Here is a 19,730-nt window from a genome sequence, read left to right as displayed (position 1 = left end):
GGCTCAGGCGGATTCGGGGGGAAGGGGTTTGCCGGTGGACGCAGGCGCCGGCGCGGTGGAGCCGCGCACCACCAGTTGCGGTACGAAGCCGCGGTTCTGCAATTGCGCGGGCTGGTCGTCGTAGGCATCGCTGCGCAACTGGCTGATCAGCAAGCGTGCGGCATGCCGTGCGATGTCTTCGGTGGCCTGCTTGGCGGTGGTCAATGCCGGCCACGACTGGCGCGAGAACGGGCTGTCCTCGAAGCCGGCGATCGATAGCTGATACGGCACGTTCATGCCGGTGGATTTGGCCGCCGCCAGCACGCCGGCGGCGATTTCGTCGTTGCTGCCGAAGATGGCCGTGGGCGGTTCGCGCAACGACAACAACCGACGCGCGCCACGGAAGCCATCGTCGAAGGTGTAGTCGCCGGGAATCACCAGGTGTTTGTCCAGGCCGATGCCGTAATCTTTCAACGCCGCTTCGTAGCCGGCATAGCGCTCGCCACTGGAACGGTGCTGCGAGCCGCCCCACAGAAAGCCGATGCGCTGATGGCCGAGCTGGATCAGGTGCTCGGTGATTTCATACGCGGCATCGCGGTCGTCGATGTAGACGCACGGGCCATCGCCGGGATCTTTGGTGGAGGCGATGATGCGCACGCTCTTGATGCCGCGCGCGGCCAGACCGGCCAGCAGTTCCGGGCGTTCGGACATCGGCGCGGTCAACACCACGCCGGCCAGACGCGAACGCTGCACCCATTCGGCCAGTTCTTCGGCCAGCAGCGGCGAAGTGGAATCGCAGGGATGAATCTGCAGGCCGAAGCCGGTTTCGCGGCAGGCGGCCAGCACGCCGTTCTGGATGCCGATGATGTGGTACGGGTTGGGGTTGTCGTAGACCAGGCCGATCACGAACGGCGTGCCGCTGCGCAGGTTGCGCGCAGACGGATCGGGCTCGTAGTCGAGATCGGCGATGGCGCGCAGCACGCGCGCGCGCGTGGCCTGCATCACCGAGGGCTCGTTGTTGATCACCCGCGACACGGTCTTCAACGAGACCTTGGCGCGCTCGGCGACGTCTTTGATGGTGGGCCTGCGCATGGGTGTGCCTTGTTCGTCGGGACGCATCATGCCGCGTCGCTCACTTGGCCTGGGCCGGCAGGCCCACGCGGTGACCGCGCAGCGAATAGAACAGGATGTACAGATAGCACGGCACCATCAACGCAGCGAACACGACCTGGAAGTCGTAGTGCTGTTTGAGAATGGCGAACAGCTGCGGAATGATCGCGCCGCCGGCAATGCCCATCACCAGCAGTGCCGAGCCGATTTCGGTAAAGCGGCCCAGCCCGCGAATGGCCAGCGGAAAGATCGCCGGCCACATCATGGCGTTGGCAAACCCAAGCGCAGCCACGAAGCCCACCGACACGTAACCGTGGGTGAGCAAGGCGCCGAGCGAGAACAGCACGCCCAGCACCGCCGACATGCTCAGGTAACGCGCCTGCGAAATGACGTTGGGAATCAGCACCAGGCCGGCGATGTAGCCGAGCAACATCGCGCCCAGCGTGTAGGAGGTGAACAGCTTGGTGCTGTCCAGCGGCAGATCGAAGCCGTGGCCGTAGGTACCGATGGCATCGCCGGCCATCACTTCCACACCCACGTAGACGAACAGGCACAACACGCCCAGCCACAGATGCGGGAACTGGAAGATGCTGGATTTCTGCGCGCCGGCCGCGCTGCCGGGCGTGGCATTGGCTTCGGAGGCCTTGAGCTCGGGCAACGGCGAAAACAGCACGCCGATGGCCAGCACCAGCAACACCCCGGACATCACCAGATACGGCGCGTGGATCTTGGCCGCAAACGCGGTGAGCAACTGTTCCTTGGCGGCCGGCGTGGCACTGGCCACCTGCGCGGACAGATCGCCGATCCCGTGCAATACCAGCGAGCCGATCAGGATCGGCGCCAGGATGCCGGCGATCTTGTTGCAGATGCCCATCAGCGCGATGCGGCGCGCGGCGCTTTCGATCGGCCCGAGAATGCTGATGTAGGGGTTGATCGCCGTCTGCAGCAAGGCCAGGCCGCTACCGATCACGAACAGCCCGCCCAATGCGCCCGGATACCAGCGCTGCGTGGCGAATTGGCCGAATCCGGCTGCACCTACCGCCATCACCACCAGGCTCAGCGCCAGGCCCTTCTTCATGCCGGTGCGTTTGAGAATCCATGACGACGGCAACGCCAGAAAGAAGTACGACAGGTAGAACACCATCAGCACCAGAAACGCGTTGACCTCGTTGAGGTCGAACGCCAGCCGCACGAAGGTGATCAGCGGCCCGTTGATCCAGGTGAAAAAGCCGATGATGAAAAACAGCACGCCGACGATGGCGATCGAGACAACGGGACTTGCGGGCCTGGCGGTAGTCATGGATCGGCGGGCTCTGAGGTTGTCGTGAGGAATGCCGGCGGCGTCAGCGGCGCAGTTCGGCGACGAAATCGTAGAAATCGTTGTGGCAGTAGGTGTCGGTCAATTCGATCGCGCTGCCATCGCGGGCATAGCCCACGCGCACCACGTGCAGAATCGCCTCGCCGGTTTTCATGCGCAGGTGTTCGGCCAGCCGCGCCGGCAGGTTGATCGCGCGGAAATACTGCAGCGCGCGCACCACCGGCGTGCCCTGCGCATCCAGGTAGCTGTACAGCGAATCGCCGATCTGCTGTGGGTCGGCGACGATGCGTTGCGGCAGCACCGCGTTCTCGTAAGCCATGACGCGGTCGTCGGCGCTGCGCAGGCGCGTGAGCGAAGCCACCGCCGCATCCGGCGACAACCCCAGCCGCAGGATTTCTTCACCGTGTGCCGGGCGCAACCGCCGCTCCAGCCAGCGCGTGCCGGGCTCGTAGCCCTTGATGCGCAGCGTCTCGCTGAAGCTGGTGAGGCCACTGAGTTGATGCTGGATCTGGGTGGTGACGAAGGTGCCGGCGCCCTGCCGGCGCGAGACCAGGCCTTGTTCGACCAGCACATCCACCGCCTGGCGCAGGGTCACCCGCGAGATCTGCAGGCGCTCGCACAGCTGGCGCTCGGCCGGCAGCGCCTCGCCGGCCTTCCACTGGCCGCCACGGATGGCGTCGGTGAGCTTGCCGGCCAATTGCAGATACAGCGGGGTCGGCGCGGACGCGTCCAGGTGCAGGTCGTCCAATCGCTTGTCGGCGTCCGCCCTGACCTTGACCATCGGTTGTATCTACCTGCCGGAATTCGATAGGTCCAATATAGTACCAATCGGCGGCGTGGCACCAGCCCCGTGGTCTTGAATGGCAGGAAATCTCTGCCTGAAAGCTGAGACGGGCAGCGGCGGATATCGCATGGCACTCATCAGAGTGCCGAACTAAGCCAGGACCGGCGCGGGTTTGGCAGCGCTTGCAGGCAGGCAGGTGATGGACCGGTTTCAGATGGGCGACAGACACACGCGCACCGACCGATCAGACCAATTTATAAACGGAATGGAACACGCTAAGTGCTGTCTGGCTGGCACTGCAGTTGGACTGAATGGCGTCAAGGCGCCTTCGCTGCGACTACCGGCTGTAGTGAGCCACCGCCAATGGTCGCCGCCGCGCCACCGAACCGGTTACAGGCGCCCCTGATCGACCCGCACCAGCGAGCGCTCCGGCGTCTGCGTGAAGCCGAGCAGTTGCAAGCCAAGCTGCAGGGCGCTGTCCTTGCCCGGTTCGACCTGCGTGCGCCATTGCCAGTGACCATCGCGCTGCAGGCGCAGCTCGGCGCTGAGGTCGACGCCCTCGGGCAGGCCGCCATCGGGCGTGAGCGCCAGCACCACCGCAGCGTCCACGCACTGGGGGCTACCGCGCAGGCGTAGCGGCAACAGCCCTGCTGCTTCGCCCGCAGGAGTGGGGAGCACCTGTACTGCGACGTCGCCGCCGGCCTGTGTGCAGCGCGTGCTGTCGAAGATGGCGCGGACATCGCGCAGGTCGATCGACAGATCCATCGACGTGAGCCCGCCCGGCTTACGCAACAGCATGCGCCCGTTGGCCTGCTCCATGCCGTGGCGCGCGCCCTGCAGGACCACCAGCTGTGCGGTGGTCGCGGTCAGCTGCATCTGGCGCTCGCCGCGCAGCAGCGGCCACGCGCGCAGACGCACGCCAACATCGCCCAGTTCCTGCGTGTTCCAGGTCACCCCACGCAGGGTGCCGTTCCAAAGCGAGCCCTGTGCTTCGAGCACTGCAACTGGCAACGTCTCGACCGGCATCGCCAATCGCAATGGGAACGTTGCGATCACCCCGAACGCACCCAGCAAGGCGGTGAGTAACAGCCAACGCAGCCGTGTCATGGCGCGATGCCCGCAAACGTGCAACGCACCTGCAACTGGCCGTCGCGGCGGGTGATATCGAGCGCGCTCGGTGCCAGGTTGTCACGTTGGCGGAGTTGCTCCAGCCAGGAAAACAGCACGGTGCTGGTCACTGCATCGATCTGCAGTTCGAGCGTTCCCGGGGCGCCGGGCGACGGAGTGACGATGAGGATACCGGCCTCGTGCGCGCTGCGCAGAACGCGCGCGCGCGGCACCGCTGCAGTCACGCTATCGCGCTGCAACGCGCGTGCGTGCAGCAGCTGTTCTGCTGCGACGTCGTAGCGGGCCTGCGCGGCGGTGCGCCAGTGCCGCATCGGCACCACCACCAAGTACCAGGCGACGAACGCGGCCACCGCGATGAGCATCACCGACAACATGATGCGCTCGCGTGGCGCGCGTGCCTGCCACCAATCGTGCGTGCGCTGCGGCAGGCTGCTCATCGCGGTGGCTCCAGTTCCATCGGGGTACGCACTTTATCGTGCTGGGGTTGACGTGTGCCGGGCCGCAGCTGCCAGCCTGCAGCGCTCAGCCGCGCCGACAACTGCTGCACCTGCGCTGCATCGCCATGCAGCAAGGTGACGCGCAATGGGCCGGCAGGGTGGTACGTCAGCGCGTCCAGTTCTGCACCGGGGATGGCATCGATGGCGGAAAATAACGTCGCAAGCTCGGTAGCGAATGCGGTCGCTGAGGGTGTGGGGTGCCGAGGCTGTGGTGCGCTTGCACTTACCCGCGTGCCCGGCATTGCCATTGCGCGCCGTTGCAACGGCTGCGCGCCAATCTCGTAACGCAGCGTCTGCGCCAGCAGCAACAGCAGCGGCGAGATCACCAACACTCCAAGCAGCGCTGCCAATGTGCGCGAACTGAAGCCAGAACGTTTTTGCGGCTGCGCTGCGAAAGCGTGTTGGCGCAAATTGAGCGGCGCTGTGGCGGCATGGCGCGCGAACTGGGCAATGGCGCGCTGCGGATCTGCTTCCGGCGGCAGCGTTTCCGCATGCGGTTGTGCGGCGAGCAGCAGCTGCGCAAGCGGCGGCTCCAGGCTGCAAGCCAGGCGCGGCCCGCGCAGCAGCCAGCACCCATCCCATTCCACCACGGTGGGTGCCTGTTCGGCATCGGCGTTGTCCAGCAACAGACAATCCGGCACCACCGCATCGGGCACCACACCCACACTCGCGGCGCGCTGCAACCACTGGTGCATCAGCGCAGCGTCCACGGCCGCAACCAGGCGTGCGCCATCGAGCTCGGCCTGTTCAGCGATCGCCACATGCAAGGCCTGCGCATCGGTGGCCAGATGCGCGGCAAGTTGCAGCCGCGCGGCCGCCACCGATTGCGCAACGCTGCGGCCCGGCAGCGTCATCCAGCGCAGATGCACCGCGCTGCCCGGTACCACCAGCAGCGTGCGCGCGGAGCGTTCGTGCAGTGCGCTGGGCGTGTGCTGCGCCACGGTGTGCCCCTGCGCATCCACGCGCACGGCAATGGGTTCGGCCGCGGCATCGGCTGGCAGCAACAGCAAGCAACTACTCATTCGTCGGAACTCCATTGGCGCGCCACCAGCCGCACACGGCCGGCCGCTTCCTGTTGCAGCAACGCTTCCAGCAGGACCTGCGCGCCGGCATGGTCCACCTGGCTGTAGAGCGAAAAATAATGGGTGCGGAGTTCGATCTGCTCCAACACTGCATTGGAAGGCTCGGCCTGCAGCAACGCCGGCTGGCTCAGGAACGTCCTGACGTCGCGCCATCCTCCGGCCGGCCGTGCGGCGATGACGCGTCGCGCGGCCGGCAACGCCAATGCACCGCCGGTCAGGGCGACCAGCACCGGCGCGTCTTCCAGGCGCAGCGTGTTGACGTTGATCGGCGACAAGCGCGCCTCCGGCAATGCGCAGACATACGGCCGCAGTTGCGCGATCAGCTGTGGCGTATAGCCGACGATGGTGCGCAGTTCGCTGACGCCTGCCAGCAAGGTCGCACCGGTACGCAGCGGCACGGCAGCCTGCAGGTAGCGGTCGTCTTCGGCACCGTGCGCACCGGGCTGCGCGTCGCTGTCGATCCAGTCCACCAGCGCATCGGTCAGCGCCTGCGCCTGTTGCGGGGCGATGCCCAGCACTTCGAGCAAGGCGCGATATTGACGTGCACCTTCAGCGCTGCGCTGCCATTGCTCGGGCGCACCGACAACCACGCTGTTGAGATTGAAGCAGCCGCCGCGGTCGCGCAGGCGCACGCTCACGGCACCGTCGTCCAACGGAAAGCGGATCGGCTGGTCGTTCCAGCCGCCGTCCAGGGTGGTGCGCAGCGGATCGCGCTTTGCCAAGGCCTGCAACCGTTGCCGCGCGACGGCCTCGCTCCCCAGTGCGTACCACTGCGCCTGCGTCATCGCCGCGCCATTGCCGCTAAGGCGCAGCCCGAAGCGCAGATCGTCCAGCACGGCGACCATCAGCAAGGTCATCACTGCAACCAGCAGCAAGACCGTGAGCAAGGCCACGCCCCGTTGCCTGGCAGGAACACACAGCGCGCTCATGTGCGCCCCTCCGGCAGCAGGAACAGCTGGCGCACCCGTCCCCAGTGGTCCAGTTCCAACTCCAGCGCGACCGCATCCGGCACTGCTTCCAGCCCGCCGCTCCAGCCATCGCTCCATTGCGCACGGTAATGGAACGCCACCACTGCCGAGCGCACACCGCGCAACAGCACCTGCGGCGTGCCGGCGGTTGCGCCGTCGAGCGCGGGGCGTGCGCTGCGCTCCAGCCGCCCATCCACCACGCGGTATTCCACGTATTGCAGCGACGCACGCGGCGCCTGGTCCGGGTTGCTCCAGCCACGCCGCACGAAGCCGAACAACGGCCCCTGCGTGCCCGGTGCGCTTGCGGCAAATGCGCTGCGGGCGGCACTGCCCTCGCTGTTGCGGGTGCGGCGCACCGCAGCCTGTTGCAGGTCGCTGCGCAGCAGGCCATGCGTCAGTTGGAAATCGCGGATCTGTTGGAGGCGCGCGCGCACGGCATCGCGCTGAGCGATGCTCTGCCGCATCACCACCACCGCCACTGCGGCCACCAGCGCGAATACCGCCAGAGCCACCAGCAGTTCGATCAAGCTGAAGCCGCGCGTGCGTTGCCTGCGGATCATTCGGCACTCCGCAGCACACTCAGGCTGGCAACCTCCTGCGCCTGGCCTGCGGCGCGCACGCGCACCTCGATCCGCAACAGGCCTGCGGCGCCGGCCGGCATCGCCTGGCGTTGCCATTCCCAGCGGCGATCGCCGAGCACTGCCTGCCCGTTCGCCGGTGCGCGTACGGCAGCAGCGGGCGCCAGCATGGCCTCGATCGCCTGATTTTCAGCCACCACCGCAGCCAGTGCCCGCTCTTCCAGCACCGCCGCCGTGCGGGTGCTCTCGCCGGACAGATTCAACAGACCGACCACCGCCATGCCGAAGATCGCCAGCGCGACCATCAGCTCGATCAGCGAGAATCCGCCCGCTGCGCGTGGGTCAGCGCGAGGGCGCATCGACCTGCACCACACCGGCGGCATCCACCATCACCTGCATCTGCTGCCGACCATCCCCCAATGCGATGCGTTGCGGCGTGGCCGCACCGGTGGGATCGAAACGCACGCTCAGTCGCTCGCTGCCGGCGGGCAACTGCGCCTGGATGCCTTGCGGCCAGCGCATGGCCGCGAACGGCGTTTCATCCAAGGCGATCCAGCGCTGCTGCGCCTGGCGACGGAACGCGTAGCCGCCGGCATCGATACTGACCTCCACCATGCGCAAACTCATGATCGCCTCGTCGCGCGCGTGCATCAGCGCACTGGCCAGCGTATCGGCGTGATCGCGCAGATCGCGCTGCGTATCGGGCAAGGTCATCACCACCAGCGTGCTGGCAAGCGCGGTGATCACCAGTACCGCGAGCACTTCGAGCAGGGTGAAGCCGCGCGCGTGCGTTGGCGCCGCGTACATTCGCATGCACCGGGTTGCTCGCTGTGCAGTGGCAGGCACTGTCGGCACTCAGCGCCAGTTGCCGATATCGGCGTTGTCGGCATCGCCGCCCTCTGCGCCATCGGCGCCAAACGAGTACACGTCGAAGCCGCCATTGCGGCCCGGACGCCGGTATTGATAGGCGTGGCCCCACGGGTCTTCCGGCAGCCGGCGGATATAGCCACCCTGCCGATAACGCTCCGGCCGCGTCAATCCGCTCGGCGGGTTGAGCAAGGCCTGCAGGCCTTGTTCGGTGCTCGGATAGCTGAGGTTATCCAGGCGGTAGGTTTCCAGCGCCTGTTCCAGCACCGCCACGTCGGCACGCGCCTTTTCGACCATCGCGCGGTCCTGGCTGGGCATCACGTTGATCATCACCACGGTGGCGAGCAGGCCGATGATGACGATGACCACCATCAGCTCGACCAGGGTGAAGCCGCGCGCACGCTTGGGCGAGGTGAATGCGTCGATGCGTACACGGTATTGAATGGACTGCATGAAGATCTCCGTAAGAAGCAGCCGCGCTCAACCAAGCGCGAGGGTGTTGAATTGCAGGATGGGCAACAGGATCGACAGCACGATGACCGCCACCACCCCGCCCAGCAGCACGATGATGGCCGGCTCCAGCAGGCTCATCGCGGCGGTGGTGAACGAGGCGAATTCGCGTTCCAGATAATCGGCAGCGCGCTCCAGCATCGGCGCCAGACGCCCGCTGTTTTCGCCGCTGGAAGCCATGTACAGCAGCGTCGGCGGAAACACCCCCGCGCGCTTCATCGCCGCGGCCAGGCTGCCGCCTTCGCGGATCGCGGTGACCATGTTGTCTGTGGCCAGCCGCAACGCGCGGTTGTCCACGGTGCGCGCGGCAATCATCAGGCCCTCCATCAGCGGCAGGCCGCTGTTGACCATGATCGCCAACGTGCGCGCCATGCGTGCGGCGTGCAGATCGCGGATCAGCCGGCCCAGCAGGGGCGCACGCAAGAGCGCGCGGTCTGCCGCCAGGCGCAGCGCCGGGCGTTTGAGCATGTGCAACGCGGCCACCGCCGCAACCGCCAGCGCAATGAGTAACGGGATGCCTGCATGCAACAGAAACTGCGACACGCCGATCACCGCACGCGTCAGCCAGGGCAAGGTGCGGCCCATCGAATCGAACTGGTCCACCACCTTGGGCACCACGAAGGTCATCAGCACGATCACCACCGCACCGGCCGTCAATGCAAGTGCGGCGGGATAGACCAGTGCAGACTGCAACTTGCTGCGCACCTGCGCCTGGCGTTCGAGCAAATCGGCAAGGCGTTCCAGCACCTGCGGCAACGCGCCCGCGCTTTCGCCGGCGGCCACCATCGCGCGATACAACGCGGGAAACGCCTTGCCCTGGCGTGCCATTGCATCGGACAGGCGAAACCCTTCGAGCACCAACGCATGCGTCTGGCTGGTGACCTGGCGCACGCCGCGGCGTTCGGACTGGGTGCCGATGGTGCGCAGGGCTTCTTCCAGTGGCGCGGTTTCCACGAGGGTGGAGAGCTGGCGGGTGAACAGGACCAGATCCTTGCCGCTGAAGCGCGCTGCGCGCACGGCCGTACCGGCTGTCGCTGCGGCCGCTTCCACGCGCACCGGCACCCATTGCCGCTGTTCCAGCTGCGCACGCGCACTGTGCACGCTGTTGGCGCTGATCACGCCGTGCCGGTTGCGCCCCTGCAGATCGAGCACGGTGTAATCAAACTGCGGCATGCGCGTCGTCCTGCTGGCGGGTGACACGCAGCGCTTCTTCCAGCGTGGTCAAGCCTTGCAACACGGCGGCACGTGCGGCATCGCCCAGCCGCGGCGCGCGCGCGAAGGCCACCGCCGCCAGCGCATCTTCGTCGGCGTTGTCGCCGATCAGGCGGCGCATCGCATCGTCCACCGCAATGGCTTCGTAGATGCCCACGCGCCCGGCGTAGCCGCTGTGGTGGCAGACGCTGCAGCCCACGGCTGTGTAGATCAACGCGTCGGCAGGCGCATCCAGCAGTTGGTGCGTGCCCGCATCGATCGTGCGCTCGCAGCGGCACTGCGGGCACAAGCGCCGCACCAGCCGCTGCGCCAGGATCAGCCGCAGGCTCGATGCCAGCAGAAACGGTTCGATGCCCATGTCGCGCAGGCGCGTGACCGCCCCCACCGCGTCGTTGGTGTGCACGGTGGAGAGCACCAGATGGCCGGTGAGGCTGGCCTGGACCGCGATCTGTGCGGTCTCGGTGTCGCGGATCTCGCCGATCATCACCACGTCCGGGTCCTGCCGCAGGATGGCGCGCAGGCCGGCGGCGAAGGTCATGCCGACACGTGCGTTGACCTGGGTCTGGCCGACGCCATCGATGGCGTATTCCACCGGGTCTTCGACGGTGAGGATGTTGCGCGAGCCATCGTTGAGCAGGCTCAGCGCTGCATACAGCGTGGTGGTCTTGCCCGAACCGGTGGGCCCGGTGACCAGCACGATGCCGTTGGGCACCTGCAAGGCGCGCTGCACCGTGTGCATCACCGCCGGCGGCATGGCCAGTTGTGCCAGCGACAGCGTGCCCTGTTCCTTGTCCAGAATACGCAGCACCACCCGCTCGCTGCCGCGCGTGGGCAGCGTGGAGACGCGCACGTCCAGCGCCTTTGCGCCCATCACCAGCGACACGCGGCCATCCTGCGGGATGCGTTTTTCGGCGATATCCAGCCGCGCCATCACCTTGACCCGGGACACCAGCAACGGCGCGATGCGCCCGGGCAAGGTGGCCGCTTCGCGCATCACCCCATCCACGCGCAAGCGCACCCGCAAGCGCGATTCGTAGGATTCCAGATGCACGTCGGACGCGCCCAGGCGCGCGGCCTCGGCGATGATGCCGTTGATCAGGCGGATGATCGGCGCATCGTCCTGGCTGTCGAGCAGATCGGCAGTGGGGATGTCGTCGATCAACGAATCCAGGCTGCCGTGCAGGTCCAGCGCCTCGACCTGCACCCCCTGCTCCAGCCCGGCATCGGCATAGATCTCCGACACGTGCCGGTCGAAAACCGACGGCGCCAGCGTACGCACCTGCAGCGGCATGCCCAGCGCACGCCGCAGTTCGATCAAGGCCTGCACATCGCCACCTTCGCGCAGGCCGATCTGCGCGGCAGTGTCGCTGCCAAGCAACACCACGCCGTGACGCTTGGCGAATGCATAGGAAATGCTGGCGCGTGCGGTGCTCATGGCATCAACGCTGCGCGGGGCGCGCGTTGGGCGCAGGCGTGGTTGCCGGTGTTTGCGTCGGCGTCGGTGCAAGCGGCGCAGGGCCGGCCGGCAACTGCGGCGGCTGTGCACGCAAGTAGTCGCGCACCAACGCATCGAACGCCGCTTCCGGGTCGCCATCGGCCAGCTGGCGGTCGCGCAGATAGCTGTAGCGCGGCGCAGTCATGCGTTGCGCATCGGCCGCATCGCGGATGATGGTGGGGCGAATGAACACCATCAGGTTGGTCTTGTCGCGGTTGCGCGACCTGTGCCGGAACAACGCACCCAGCCCGGGCACATCGCCGAGCAGCGGCACCTTTTCGACGGTCTGGCGGTCGTTCTGGTCGAGCAGGCCGCCGAGCGCGACGATGGCGCCGTTTTCCACCACCACACGCGTTTCGATCTGGCGCTTGTTGAACACCAGCTCCGAGGATTGCGCGCTGACCGGCCCGGCAATGGCCGAGACTTCCTGCTTGATCGCCAGGGTGATGCCACCAGCGGTGTTGATCTGCGGGCGCACTTCCAGTTCCACGCCCACGTCCTGGCGCTGGATGGTGCGGAACGGGTTGTCGTTGGCCGCACCCAGCACTTCGCCGGTGGTGATCGGCACTTCCTGGCCGACCAGGATGCGTGCCTGTTCGTTGTCGAGGGTCATGATCGAGGGCGTGGACAACAGGTTGGAGCCGGTGTCGCTCTTGACCGCATCGATGATCACGCCGAACACCGCATCGTTGCTTTGCCCGGCCAGCCCGATCAAACCGCCGCTCAGGCCCAGCAGCGATTGCGCGGCCACATTGCGCGCCTGTTCCAGCACCGAATCGTCGTCGGTATTGCCGCTGCGCGTGCCCGCCGCCGCAGCGGCCAGCGGCACCATGCCCGGCGATGCGCCGCTGTACTGCGTGGCGATCAACGGCACGGTGCCGTTGCGGCCGGCCAGCAGCAGCTGCACGCCCAGGCGCTTGGCAGCGGTGTCGGAGATCTCCACCACGATCGCTTCCACCAGCACCTGCTCGCGGTGCACGTCCAGCTGCCGGATCACATCCATCAAGGCGCGCTGGGTCTCCGGGTCGGCATTGATGATCAAGGCATTGGAGCCGGGGTAGCGCACGATCACCGGGCGCTTGCCTGCTGCCGGCGTGATCACCTGGGTCTGTGCGGCGCCGGCTGCATTGGCGACATCCACCGCGGTGGAGCGCGTGTCCTGCCCGGCCTGCGCCTCATTGCCCGGGGTCTGCCCGACCAGCTGTTGCAACACCGGCAGCAATTGCTCGGCACTGGCGTGTTGCAGCCGCACCACACTGACATCGCCGCGGCGTTCGGCGCGCCCGTCCAGGTCTACTGCGGTGCGCACCACCCGCTGCACCAGTGCGGGGTCGCCACGCACGATCAACGAGTTGCTGCTGTCCACCGGCAACACCGACAGCACATTGCTGCGCTCGCTGCCTTGCCCGAACAGCATGGTCAAGGTGCGCGCCAGTTCCTGCGCCGAGCTGTTGCGCAGCGTCACCGTATCGATGGCCGCGCGGTCGGTATCGATCTGCGCCACCAGGGTACGGATGCGGCGCAGGTTATCGGCGTAGTCGGCAATCAACAGGCTATTGCCTTGCGGCATCGCCATGATCACTCCGCCGCGCCCGATCAGCGGCTTGAGGATTTCTGCCGCGCTGCGCGCATCCACGCGCTGCAGGGTGAACACCTGCGTGGCAAATCCCAGATTGCCATTGGCCGCACTGCCGGGCTGTTGCGCGGCGGTGTCGTCGGGAATGATGCGGTAGGTCGCCGGCCCGCTGGACACCGCAATCAAGCCATTGGCGCGCAGCACCGCCAGCAGCATGCCAAGCAGGTCTTCTTCCGACATCGCCTGCGCACGCGCCACGTTGACCGAGCCCTGCACGCGCGCATCCACGATGAAGGTGATGCCGGTGGCGCGCGAGACGTCCTGGATGAAGGCGCGCAGGTCCACGTCCTGCAGGCGTACTGCCGGCGCATCGGCAGCATGCAGTGCCGTCGTCGGCAGCGCAGGCAGTGCGAGCAACAACGTGGCCGAGAGCAGCCAGAGCGGGCGAACAGCAGTCATTGCGGGCGCTTCAAGGTCATGGTGTGGGTCTGGCCGTCGCGGCGGTAGGTCAGCGTGGCGCTCTGGCCATCGCGCAATTCGTCCTGCAGCTCGCGCAGATGCTCTGCATCGAGCGTGCGGCCGTTGATCTGGGTCAGCACATCGCCCGGCGCCAGGCCGGCCTGACGCAGCAATGCACCATCGCCGCGCGGCATGACGGTGAGGCCGCCACCGTCGGCGCTTGCGCGCAGGCCGGCACTGGCGAGCAACTGCTGCGGATCGACCGCTGCGGCTGCGGTCGCGCCTGCTGCCGTTGCGACATTCGAGTGCACTGCCGCGGCAGCAGCGGCCGGCGCGGTGGCGCTCGTCGATGCAGGCGCTAGCGGTGCCGCCGTAGCAGCAGATTCAGTCAATGCGATTCGACGTACACCGCCGCCGTCACGCAGCACCACATGGTCGGCTGCGATCGCCTGCACCACCACACCGGGCGCCAGCGTGTCGTCGACGCGGTATGCGCCTTGCCGGCCATCGCTGCCACTGAGATAGGCGGCCGCCTGCGTGCCACCAGCGCGCACGCCGTGCAACACGAGGCCCTCGCTAGTGGCAGCGGACACGTTGCGATAGAACACATCGCGGCTCAGCGCAGACACGTCGGCAGTGCCGGGCGAACCAGTTTGCGCCGTGCCCAGCGGCCCGATCGGCGTGAGTACCAGCCACAGCAAGCGCACGCCCTGCAGCGCCAGCAGTGCGATCGTGCAGCACGCCACCGCAGTGCGAACGCCCGGCGCCAGCAACAAGGAATTCAATGAGGGCCAGGCGCGCTGCAAAGCGGACATCCGTCGCGGATTTCGATTGGATGACAGAATGCGGCGGCAATGTGTCAGTTCGAAGAAATTGATGACACAGGCCGACACACGGCGCCACGCGAGAAAACGCAAACGCCCGCCATGCGATGCACAGCGGGCGTTTGCGCTACTGCCGACGATGCGCTGGATCAGAAGCGCGCTGTCACACTGATGTCATAGCTGATGCCGGGCTGGTAGGTGTACAGGTCCACCCGGTTGCTGCCCAGCTTTTGATACTCCTGGTATTTGGTCTTGAGCAGATTGCGTGCGGCAACGTTCACCGACACCGTATCGCCCGACCACACCAGGCCCTTCTTGATCACCAGATCCAGCGAAGTGCCGGGCTTGTCGATGTAATCCGGCTGCCCCGGACGACCACGTGCCGACACCCGCTCGCCCACGTAATTGGCAATCAAGGTGGCCTGGCTGTGCGTGCTCTCGCTTTCCACGCCAATCTGCAGGTTGGCAATGTCATCCGACTGGCCTTGCAACGCAGAGCCATCGCGAATGAACAGGTTGGCCTGCACCGGTGCGCTGAAGCCGAACGGCTGCACCGTGTCGCCGGCGCTGGCGCTTACCTCCGAGGTGGTACGCGTGTAATTGCCGGAGACGAACACGCGCTTGTCGCCCCACCAATCGGCAGCGATCGGCAGGTCCTGATACTTCTTGGCCTCCAGCTCCACACCGTACAGCGTGGCCTTGGGCGCATTGATGAAGCTCTGCACGATGCCGCCACCGGGCGCGTCGTTGACGATGGCTTCGATCGGTTTGTCGATGTTCTTGTAGAACGCGCCGACGGTGACGTACTGGCCCGGCTCGAAGAACCATTCGTAGCGCGCATCCAGATTGACCAGCTCGCTGTCGATCAGGAACGGGTTGCCGAAGAACTGGCGGTCGATATCCGGGTCCAGATATTGCTGCGGCGCCATTTCGCGGAACTGCGGGCGGGCAATGGTCTTGGACGCGCCAAAGCGCAGCTGCTGGTTCTCGGCAAAATTCCAGGTCACCGTGGCCGACGGCAGCGCATAGCTGTTCTCCAACGGTGCCACGCCGTCCTGACGCGTGCCGCTGAAGATGTCGTACGGATGCACCGCCTGGGTGGCATCTTCGTAACGCACCCCCACGGTGGCCCGCAGCGTCGGCACGATCTCGCCTTCGGCCTGCAGATACGCTGCCTTGACCTTCAAGGTGGCGTCATACGCCGCCGCACCGAAACTGCCGGTGGTTTCGCGCAGACGCAGCAGATCGTTGCTGAGGTTGTAGTCGGAAATCAGATAATCCACGCGCTGGTACTGGTTCAAGAACGGCAGCGGGCCATCCAGCGCCAGGAAGCGGAATTCGCGGCTCCACGCGCTACGGTCGTTGTCCAGATAGGCCAGGCCGCCCTTGACAGTGAGCTCGTGCTCCATCGGCAAGCGCCAGGTGACATCCACGCCACCACTGGCGACGGTGTCGTCGACCTTGCTGAAGCGCGTGTAGTTCTGCACACGCGAGGCGTCGTGCGCCCAGTAACCATCCAGCAGCTCGTAGCGAATGCCGGTCTCATACGGCACATCGCGGCTGGCGTTGGCCACTGCCGCGCGCCATTCGATCTTCAAATCGTCGTATTCGCCGAAGGCGTGCGTGCCGCGCAGCTGGTTGTTGATCAACTGGCGCGCGTACCACTCGGTGTTGTCGTCGCGCACATCGAAGCCGGCCAGTTCGTCGCGGCCGGCACGGCTGCGCGCCACTTTCAAGGTGTCGTGCACGTACAACGTGGTCCAGCCGATGGTGTGGCGACCGTATTCCCACCCCAGCCCCAACATGCCGTTGCTGCGCACGTTGTTGCGGGTGGTGGCGAAATCGTAATTGGAATTGAACTCCACGCTGTCGCCGACAAAGATGCCGTCCTGCTGTTTGCCGGTGCGCGTGCGCCACTCGTTGTCGTAGCTGGCCACGGCAATGATGCCCAGCCTGGCTTCGCCCACTTCCATGCTGTAGCCGGCACTGCCACCCACGTTGACGTCCGGGTCGATGCTGTCCTTTTCCTGCAGCACATACAGGTTGGCATTGTTCAAACTGCGCCCGATCCGGCGGATGTCCTCGCGCGAGAAGCTACCCAGATCGACCCGGCGGCCGGTCTTGATCGCATCGCGCAAGGCCGCAGGCTGCTTGCGGGTGCCATCATCAAAGCCCCGCTCGTCATCGCCGGAACCGTAATAGGTCAGGCCCTTTTCGCCGGTGCTGACACTATTGGCGCCGCCACCCACGGTCAACGACAGGAACGGCTTGTCGGGGATCGCCATCGATTGCAGATCGATCACGCCACCGCCGAATTCGCCCGGATAATCGGCCGAATAGGTCTTTTGCACGGTCACGCTTTGCAGCACGTCGCTGGGAAACAGATCCAGCGGCACCACGCGCTGCATCGGCTCGGGGCTGGGCAGCGGCGAGCCGTTGAACAAGGCCGAGGAATAACGCTCGCCCAGGCCGCGCACATACACATACTTGCCACGCGACAGGCTCAGCCCGGTGACACGCGTCAGCGCCACCGCCGCGCTGCTGTCGCCGGTGCGCTCCATGTCTTCGCGCGTCACGAACGAGGCCACTTCCGAGGTCTGCAGCATCGGTTCGGGAATGTAGTCGCCGCGCACCACGACCTGGTCGAGTTGCTTGGGTGCACTGTTGGCGGCAGCGCTGGAACTACTGCTGCCGCCGGCCGCATCGCTGCCGGTCGACTGCGCCATGGCGGCGCCGGACATCAGCAAGGTGGAAATGGAAAGAGACAAGCCCGTCCGCGAAAGACGGGCAACAGCAGAGGTTCGCATCGTGGGAGCCCTGGCAACAGAAAGATGACGCTGGACGCATCGCAAGGCGACGATCGGTTGCCTTGCGATGCCGTGCCTTCAGCAGGGACGATCGGCGGTCAGGCCGCAGGTCCAGCCCTGCCACCAGGTATCGTTGGCATCACGCACGCCACCGATGTAGTTCACCTGCTGGAAAAAGCTGCTCACCCCGTTCAAGCCCTGGAACGCCGGCACGGCCGTTTCGTTGGCGCCATTGACGAAGGTGTTCTGCAACGTGGACACGCCGTTGGCGACGTTGTTGGTGCCGGCCGCGAACTGGGTGGCCGCACGCGCGTCGCTGCCGAATGCGGTCGGGCAGGCGAAAAACACCGAGTGGAAGGTCCCGAGCGTGTCGGCATCGGCCAGGTTGAAGCACACCAGACCATCACCGGTGCCACCGGCAGGGCGCGTGACCACCGAGTTGTAGAACGCCGCCTGGGTGCCCTGGTTGAGCATGATCGCCGCACCGGCACGCGCATTGCCCACGTAGGTGAAGTTGGCCACCTTCGGGCGCGAATACGGCTGGCGACGCAGGCTGCTCCATTCGTTCATGCGGTCGCCGCCTCCGGCGCGCTGCACCACGATGCCGAACTGCAGTGCACCGCTCCAGCCGGCGTCGGTATCCAGCGAATCGTCGTCGGCGCCGGTGATGACCAGGTGGTTGCCGTTGACCGTGCCGCCGAACCATTCGATCCCGTCGTCGGAGCTGTTATGGATCTGCACGTAGTCCAGACGCGTGCCACTGCCCACACCGGCCAGGGTGATGCCCTGCAACTCGTTGTTGGGCGAAATTTCGAAGCCCGAATACATCACGCGCAGGTAGCGCATCGAACCGCTGTTGTCGGTGGCGTTGTTGCCGCCATAGAACGCGTTGGTGCCTTCCACCTGCGCCTGGCATTCCGGCGTGCCGGACACGGTGGTGCCCGGGCAGTTGTTGATCGCCGCGCGCCCCAGCACCACGATGCCGCCCCACAGGCCGATGGTGTTGGCGCTGACCGTGCCATCCAGTGCCTGGCGCGCGGTGAACACGATCGGCGCGGTCGCGCTGCCTTCGGCAAAGAGTTGCGAGCCGCGGTTGACCACGATGTAGTCGCTACCGGCCGAACCGAACAGGGTCACGCCCGGCTCGATGGTCAGGATGCCCTGCGTGCTGCCGGCCGCCGGAGCGGTGGCATTGCCGCCGCGGTCGGTGCCCACATTGACGCGGCCGCTGATCGAATACGCGGTGCCCGCGCGTGCCGGCACCACCAGATTGCCGGTGATGGTTTCCGGCAACTGGCAGGCGCGCAGCGTGTTGTTGGCAATGGTGCCGACATTGGAAAAACCGGTCGGGCAATCGGCGGCCGGGCCGGTCGGTGCGGGTGCCGGGGTCGGTGCAGGCGTGGGTGCCGGCGTCGGCGCGGGTGCAGGTGCCGGCGGAAACGCCCCTTCGCCCGGCGATGCGACACGGTCGGCACCGCCACCACAGGCCGACAGCGCCAGTGCGGTACCAAACGTCATGAGAAGTGTCTTGCTGCTGTTGCGAACGGCCATGCGGCTGATCTCCAGGTCAAAGGGTCCGGTATGAAGAGGAGTCGTCAAGAATTGGTGGCGTTCCGCGCACTGCAGTGGCGAGCACGTTCAAGATCCCCGTCACTTTTATAGCGAGCGTCTGTTTCACTTGTCTTACCGCGACACAGTTGACATACAACGGCCACACGCCGGCATGCACTGTAGAGCGATGACACATACCGATATCCCCACCGCGCTGGCCGACTGGATCGTGGCGCAGGCCGTCGCCGGCTACCCACCCGAGCAGGCGCTACAGCCGCTGCTGGATCGAGGCTGGAGCGAGCAGGACGCCATCGATGCGGTCGAGACGCTGGTGCGTGCACACATCCAGCAGCATGCGCAGGCAAACGGCTTGCCGGTGCCGGTGCGCGTGCCTGCGTTGCAACAGAGCGACGATGCCTCGCTGCTGACCTTGGGCGACCGCGAGGTGCGTGTACTGGTCAGCCTGTTGCTACCGCGCGTGGTGGTGCTGGGCGGTTTTCTTTCCGATGCCGAATGCGATGCATTGATTGCCCTGGCACAACCGCGCCTGGCGCGCTCGCGCACCGTGGACTACGACCGCCCGCATCCGATGACGCGTAGCCTGCACGCCGGCGCACCTGTTTTGGCCGGTGAAAAATGGGTAGCCACCAAGTGGTTGCGCGAGCGCGCAGTGCGCATGCCTGGCTGAGGGCGGCGATCAACGCGTACGCAGTTGCGACGTGCCTGACGATTTTGCTGAAGATGACCCGTCCCAACTCTTGGGTCGGCCCCTTGTGACTGGGTGTCGAGTCCTAGTCCACTGAATCATTGAAATCGGATGCATGATCCCCAGGTAGTGTGTCATGCAAAGAACGAAGTTGACGATCCAACAGCGTGCTGAATTGGAGGCGGTGATGCGCAAGCGTCACGGCAACGCCGCTTTGGTGCGCCGCGCGCGGTGTGTTGTGCTTTGGAGCGATGGAGAACGTCGAGTCCACATACGCAC

The 19,730-nt window shown here is 66.1% G+C and carries 19 protein-coding genes; 1 reads left to right on the top strand and 18 read right to left on the bottom strand.

Annotated elements, in window-relative coordinates:
• Nucleotides 1-3: 3 nt before the first annotated feature.
• The 17 genes from A7D16_RS05845 to A7D16_RS05765 form a co-directional block, all read right to left on the bottom strand.
• The gene (locus A7D16_RS05845) at nt 4-1,071 is read right to left on the bottom strand and encodes a LacI family DNA-binding transcriptional regulator (protein ID WP_064630952.1); all 1,068 of its coding nucleotides are present in this window, start codon (nt 1,069-1,071) and stop codon (nt 4-6) included.
• 40 nt (nt 1,072-1,111) lie between these two features.
• Complete coding sequence (locus A7D16_RS05840) at nt 1,112-2,389, bottom strand: sugar MFS transporter (RefSeq protein WP_064630738.1); 1,278 nt, start codon at nt 2,387-2,389, stop codon at nt 1,112-1,114.
• Between the two features lie 43 nt (nt 2,390-2,432).
• Nucleotides 2,433-3,155: a GntR family transcriptional regulator gene (locus A7D16_RS05835; RefSeq protein WP_181920451.1), complete on the bottom strand. Its 723-nt coding sequence runs from the start codon at nt 3,153-3,155 to the stop codon at nt 2,433-2,435.
• Nucleotides 3,156-3,581: 426 nt separating this feature from the next.
• Nucleotides 3,582-4,298: a type II secretion system protein N gene (gene gspN / locus A7D16_RS05830; protein ID WP_064630734.1), complete on the bottom strand. Its 717-nt coding sequence runs from the start codon at nt 4,296-4,298 to the stop codon at nt 3,582-3,584.
• Nucleotides 4,295-4,756 (bottom strand): type II secretion system protein GspM, encoded by a 462-nt coding sequence (gspM, locus tag A7D16_RS05825; protein WP_064630731.1) that lies wholly within the window; start codon nt 4,754-4,756, stop codon nt 4,295-4,297. Before gspM ends, gspN begins: the two co-directional genes overlap by 4 nt.
• On the bottom strand, nt 4,753-5,838 hold the full coding sequence (gene gspL, locus A7D16_RS05820) for a type II secretion system protein GspL (protein ID WP_064630729.1): 1,086 nt from the start codon (nt 5,836-5,838) through the stop codon (nt 4,753-4,755). Before gspL ends, gspM begins: the two co-directional genes overlap by 4 nt.
• Nucleotides 5,835-6,827, bottom strand: a complete 993-nt coding sequence (gene gspK / locus A7D16_RS05815) for a type II secretion system minor pseudopilin GspK (protein ID WP_064630727.1) — start codon at nt 6,825-6,827, stop codon at nt 5,835-5,837. The genes gspL and gspK overlap by 4 nt, the downstream gene beginning before the upstream one ends.
• Nucleotides 6,824-7,426 (bottom strand): type II secretion system minor pseudopilin GspJ, encoded by a 603-nt coding sequence (gene gspJ, locus A7D16_RS05810; RefSeq protein ID WP_064630726.1) that lies wholly within the window; start codon nt 7,424-7,426, stop codon nt 6,824-6,826. Before gspJ ends, gspK begins: the two co-directional genes overlap by 4 nt.
• Nucleotides 7,423-7,803: a type II secretion system minor pseudopilin GspI gene (gspI, locus tag A7D16_RS05805; RefSeq protein WP_064630724.1), complete on the bottom strand. Its 381-nt coding sequence runs from the start codon at nt 7,801-7,803 to the stop codon at nt 7,423-7,425. Before gspI ends, gspJ begins: the two co-directional genes overlap by 4 nt.
• Nucleotides 7,787-8,251 carry a GspH/FimT family pseudopilin gene (locus tag A7D16_RS05800; protein ID WP_064630718.1) on the bottom strand — a complete coding sequence of 155 codons (465 nt, stop codon included), beginning with the start codon at nt 8,249-8,251 and terminating at the stop codon, nt 7,787-7,789. Before A7D16_RS05800 ends, gspI begins: the two co-directional genes overlap by 17 nt.
• A gap of 48 nt (nt 8,252-8,299) precedes the next feature.
• On the bottom strand, nt 8,300-8,764 hold the full coding sequence (gspG, locus tag A7D16_RS05795) for a type II secretion system major pseudopilin GspG (protein ID WP_064630716.1): 465 nt from the start codon (nt 8,762-8,764) through the stop codon (nt 8,300-8,302).
• A gap of 27 nt (nt 8,765-8,791) precedes the next feature.
• The gene (gene gspF, locus A7D16_RS05790; RefSeq protein ID WP_064630713.1) at nt 8,792-9,994 is read right to left on the bottom strand and encodes a type II secretion system inner membrane protein GspF; all 1,203 of its coding nucleotides are present in this window, start codon (nt 9,992-9,994) and stop codon (nt 8,792-8,794) included.
• Nucleotides 9,981-11,468, bottom strand: coding sequence for a type II secretion system ATPase GspE (gene gspE, locus A7D16_RS05785; RefSeq protein WP_064630711.1), 1,488 nt, complete (start codon nt 11,466-11,468; stop codon nt 9,981-9,983). The genes gspF and gspE overlap by 14 nt, the downstream gene beginning before the upstream one ends.
• 4 nt (nt 11,469-11,472) lie before the next feature.
• The gene (gspD, locus tag A7D16_RS05780) at nt 11,473-13,563 is read right to left on the bottom strand and encodes a type II secretion system secretin GspD (protein ID WP_064630709.1); all 2,091 of its coding nucleotides are present in this window, start codon (nt 13,561-13,563) and stop codon (nt 11,473-11,475) included.
• A complete protein-coding gene (locus tag A7D16_RS05775) occupies nt 13,560-14,378 on the bottom strand; it encodes a type II secretion system protein N (protein ID WP_064630707.1) in 819 nt (272 codons plus the stop codon). The genes gspD and A7D16_RS05775 overlap by 4 nt, the downstream gene beginning before the upstream one ends.
• A gap of 158 nt (nt 14,379-14,536) precedes the next feature.
• The gene (locus A7D16_RS05770; RefSeq protein WP_064630705.1) at nt 14,537-17,194 is read right to left on the bottom strand and encodes a TonB-dependent receptor domain-containing protein; all 2,658 of its coding nucleotides are present in this window, start codon (nt 17,192-17,194) and stop codon (nt 14,537-14,539) included.
• 78 nt (nt 17,195-17,272) lie between these two features.
• Nucleotides 17,273-18,745 (bottom strand): hypothetical protein, encoded by a 1,473-nt coding sequence (locus A7D16_RS05765; RefSeq protein ID WP_064630703.1) that lies wholly within the window; start codon nt 18,743-18,745, stop codon nt 17,273-17,275.
• Nucleotides 18,746-18,932: 187 nt separating this feature from the next.
• Here A7D16_RS05765 and A7D16_RS05760 point away from each other — a divergent pair, with 187 nt between their 5' ends.
• Nucleotides 18,933-19,433, top strand: a complete 501-nt coding sequence (locus A7D16_RS05760; RefSeq protein ID WP_064630701.1) for a hypothetical protein — start codon at nt 18,933-18,935, stop codon at nt 19,431-19,433.
• 103 nt (nt 19,434-19,536) lie between these two features.
• Here A7D16_RS05760 and A7D16_RS23880 read toward each other — a convergent pair.
• The coding region (locus tag A7D16_RS23880) for a hypothetical protein (RefSeq protein ID WP_204377168.1) at nt 19,537-19,730 on the bottom strand (194 nt) is incomplete at its 5' end.

This window comes from Xanthomonas nasturtii, assembly GCF_001660815.1.
Lineage (GTDB): Bacteria > Pseudomonadota > Gammaproteobacteria > Xanthomonadales > Xanthomonadaceae > Xanthomonas > Xanthomonas nasturtii.
This window is presented reverse-complemented; position numbering and strand designations above follow the sequence as displayed.

Coding starts and splice junctions, on each gene's coding strand:
- A7D16_RS05845 (WP_064630952.1), bottom strand. CDS start 1,071: ATGCGCAGGCCCACCATCAAAGACGTCGCCGAGCGCGCCAAGGTCTCG.
- A7D16_RS05840 (WP_064630738.1), bottom strand. CDS start 2,389: ATGACTACCGCCAGGCCCGCAAGTCCCGTTGTCTCGATCGCCATCGTC.
- gspN (WP_064630734.1), bottom strand. CDS start 4,298: ATGACACGGCTGCGTTGGCTGTTACTCACCGCCTTGCTGGGTGCGTTC.
- gspM (WP_064630731.1), bottom strand. CDS start 4,756: ATGAGCAGCCTGCCGCAGCGCACGCACGATTGGTGGCAGGCACGCGCG.
- gspL (WP_064630729.1), bottom strand. CDS start 5,838: ATGAGTAGTTGCTTGCTGTTGCTGCCAGCCGATGCCGCGGCCGAACCC.
- gspK (WP_064630727.1), bottom strand. CDS start 6,827: ATGAGCGCGCTGTGTGTTCCTGCCAGGCAACGGGGCGTGGCCTTGCTC.
- gspJ (WP_064630726.1), bottom strand. CDS start 7,426: ATGATCCGCAGGCAACGCACGCGCGGCTTCAGCTTGATCGAACTGCTG.
- gspI (WP_064630724.1), bottom strand. CDS start 7,803: ATGCGCCCTCGCGCTGACCCACGCGCAGCGGGCGGATTCTCGCTGATC.
- A7D16_RS05800 (WP_064630718.1), bottom strand. CDS start 8,251: ATGTACGCGGCGCCAACGCACGCGCGCGGCTTCACCCTGCTCGAAGTG.
- gspG (WP_064630716.1), bottom strand. CDS start 8,764: ATGCAGTCCATTCAATACCGTGTACGCATCGACGCATTCACCTCGCCC.
- gspF (WP_064630713.1), bottom strand. CDS start 9,994: ATGCCGCAGTTTGATTACACCGTGCTCGATCTGCAGGGGCGCAACCGG.
- gspE (WP_064630711.1), bottom strand. CDS start 11,468: ATGAGCACCGCACGCGCCAGCATTTCCTATGCATTCGCCAAGCGTCAC.
- gspD (WP_064630709.1), bottom strand. CDS start 13,563: ATGACTGCTGTTCGCCCGCTCTGGCTGCTCTCGGCCACGTTGTTGCTC.
- A7D16_RS05775 (WP_064630707.1), bottom strand. CDS start 14,378: ATGTCCGCTTTGCAGCGCGCCTGGCCCTCATTGAATTCCTTGTTGCTG.
- A7D16_RS05770 (WP_064630705.1), bottom strand. CDS start 17,194: ATGCGAACCTCTGCTGTTGCCCGTCTTTCGCGGACGGGCTTGTCTCTT.
- A7D16_RS05765 (WP_064630703.1), bottom strand. CDS start 18,745: ATGGCCGTTCGCAACAGCAGCAAGACACTTCTCATGACGTTTGGTACC.
- A7D16_RS05760 (WP_064630701.1), top strand. CDS start 18,933: ATGACACATACCGATATCCCCACCGCGCTGGCCGACTGGATCGTGGCG.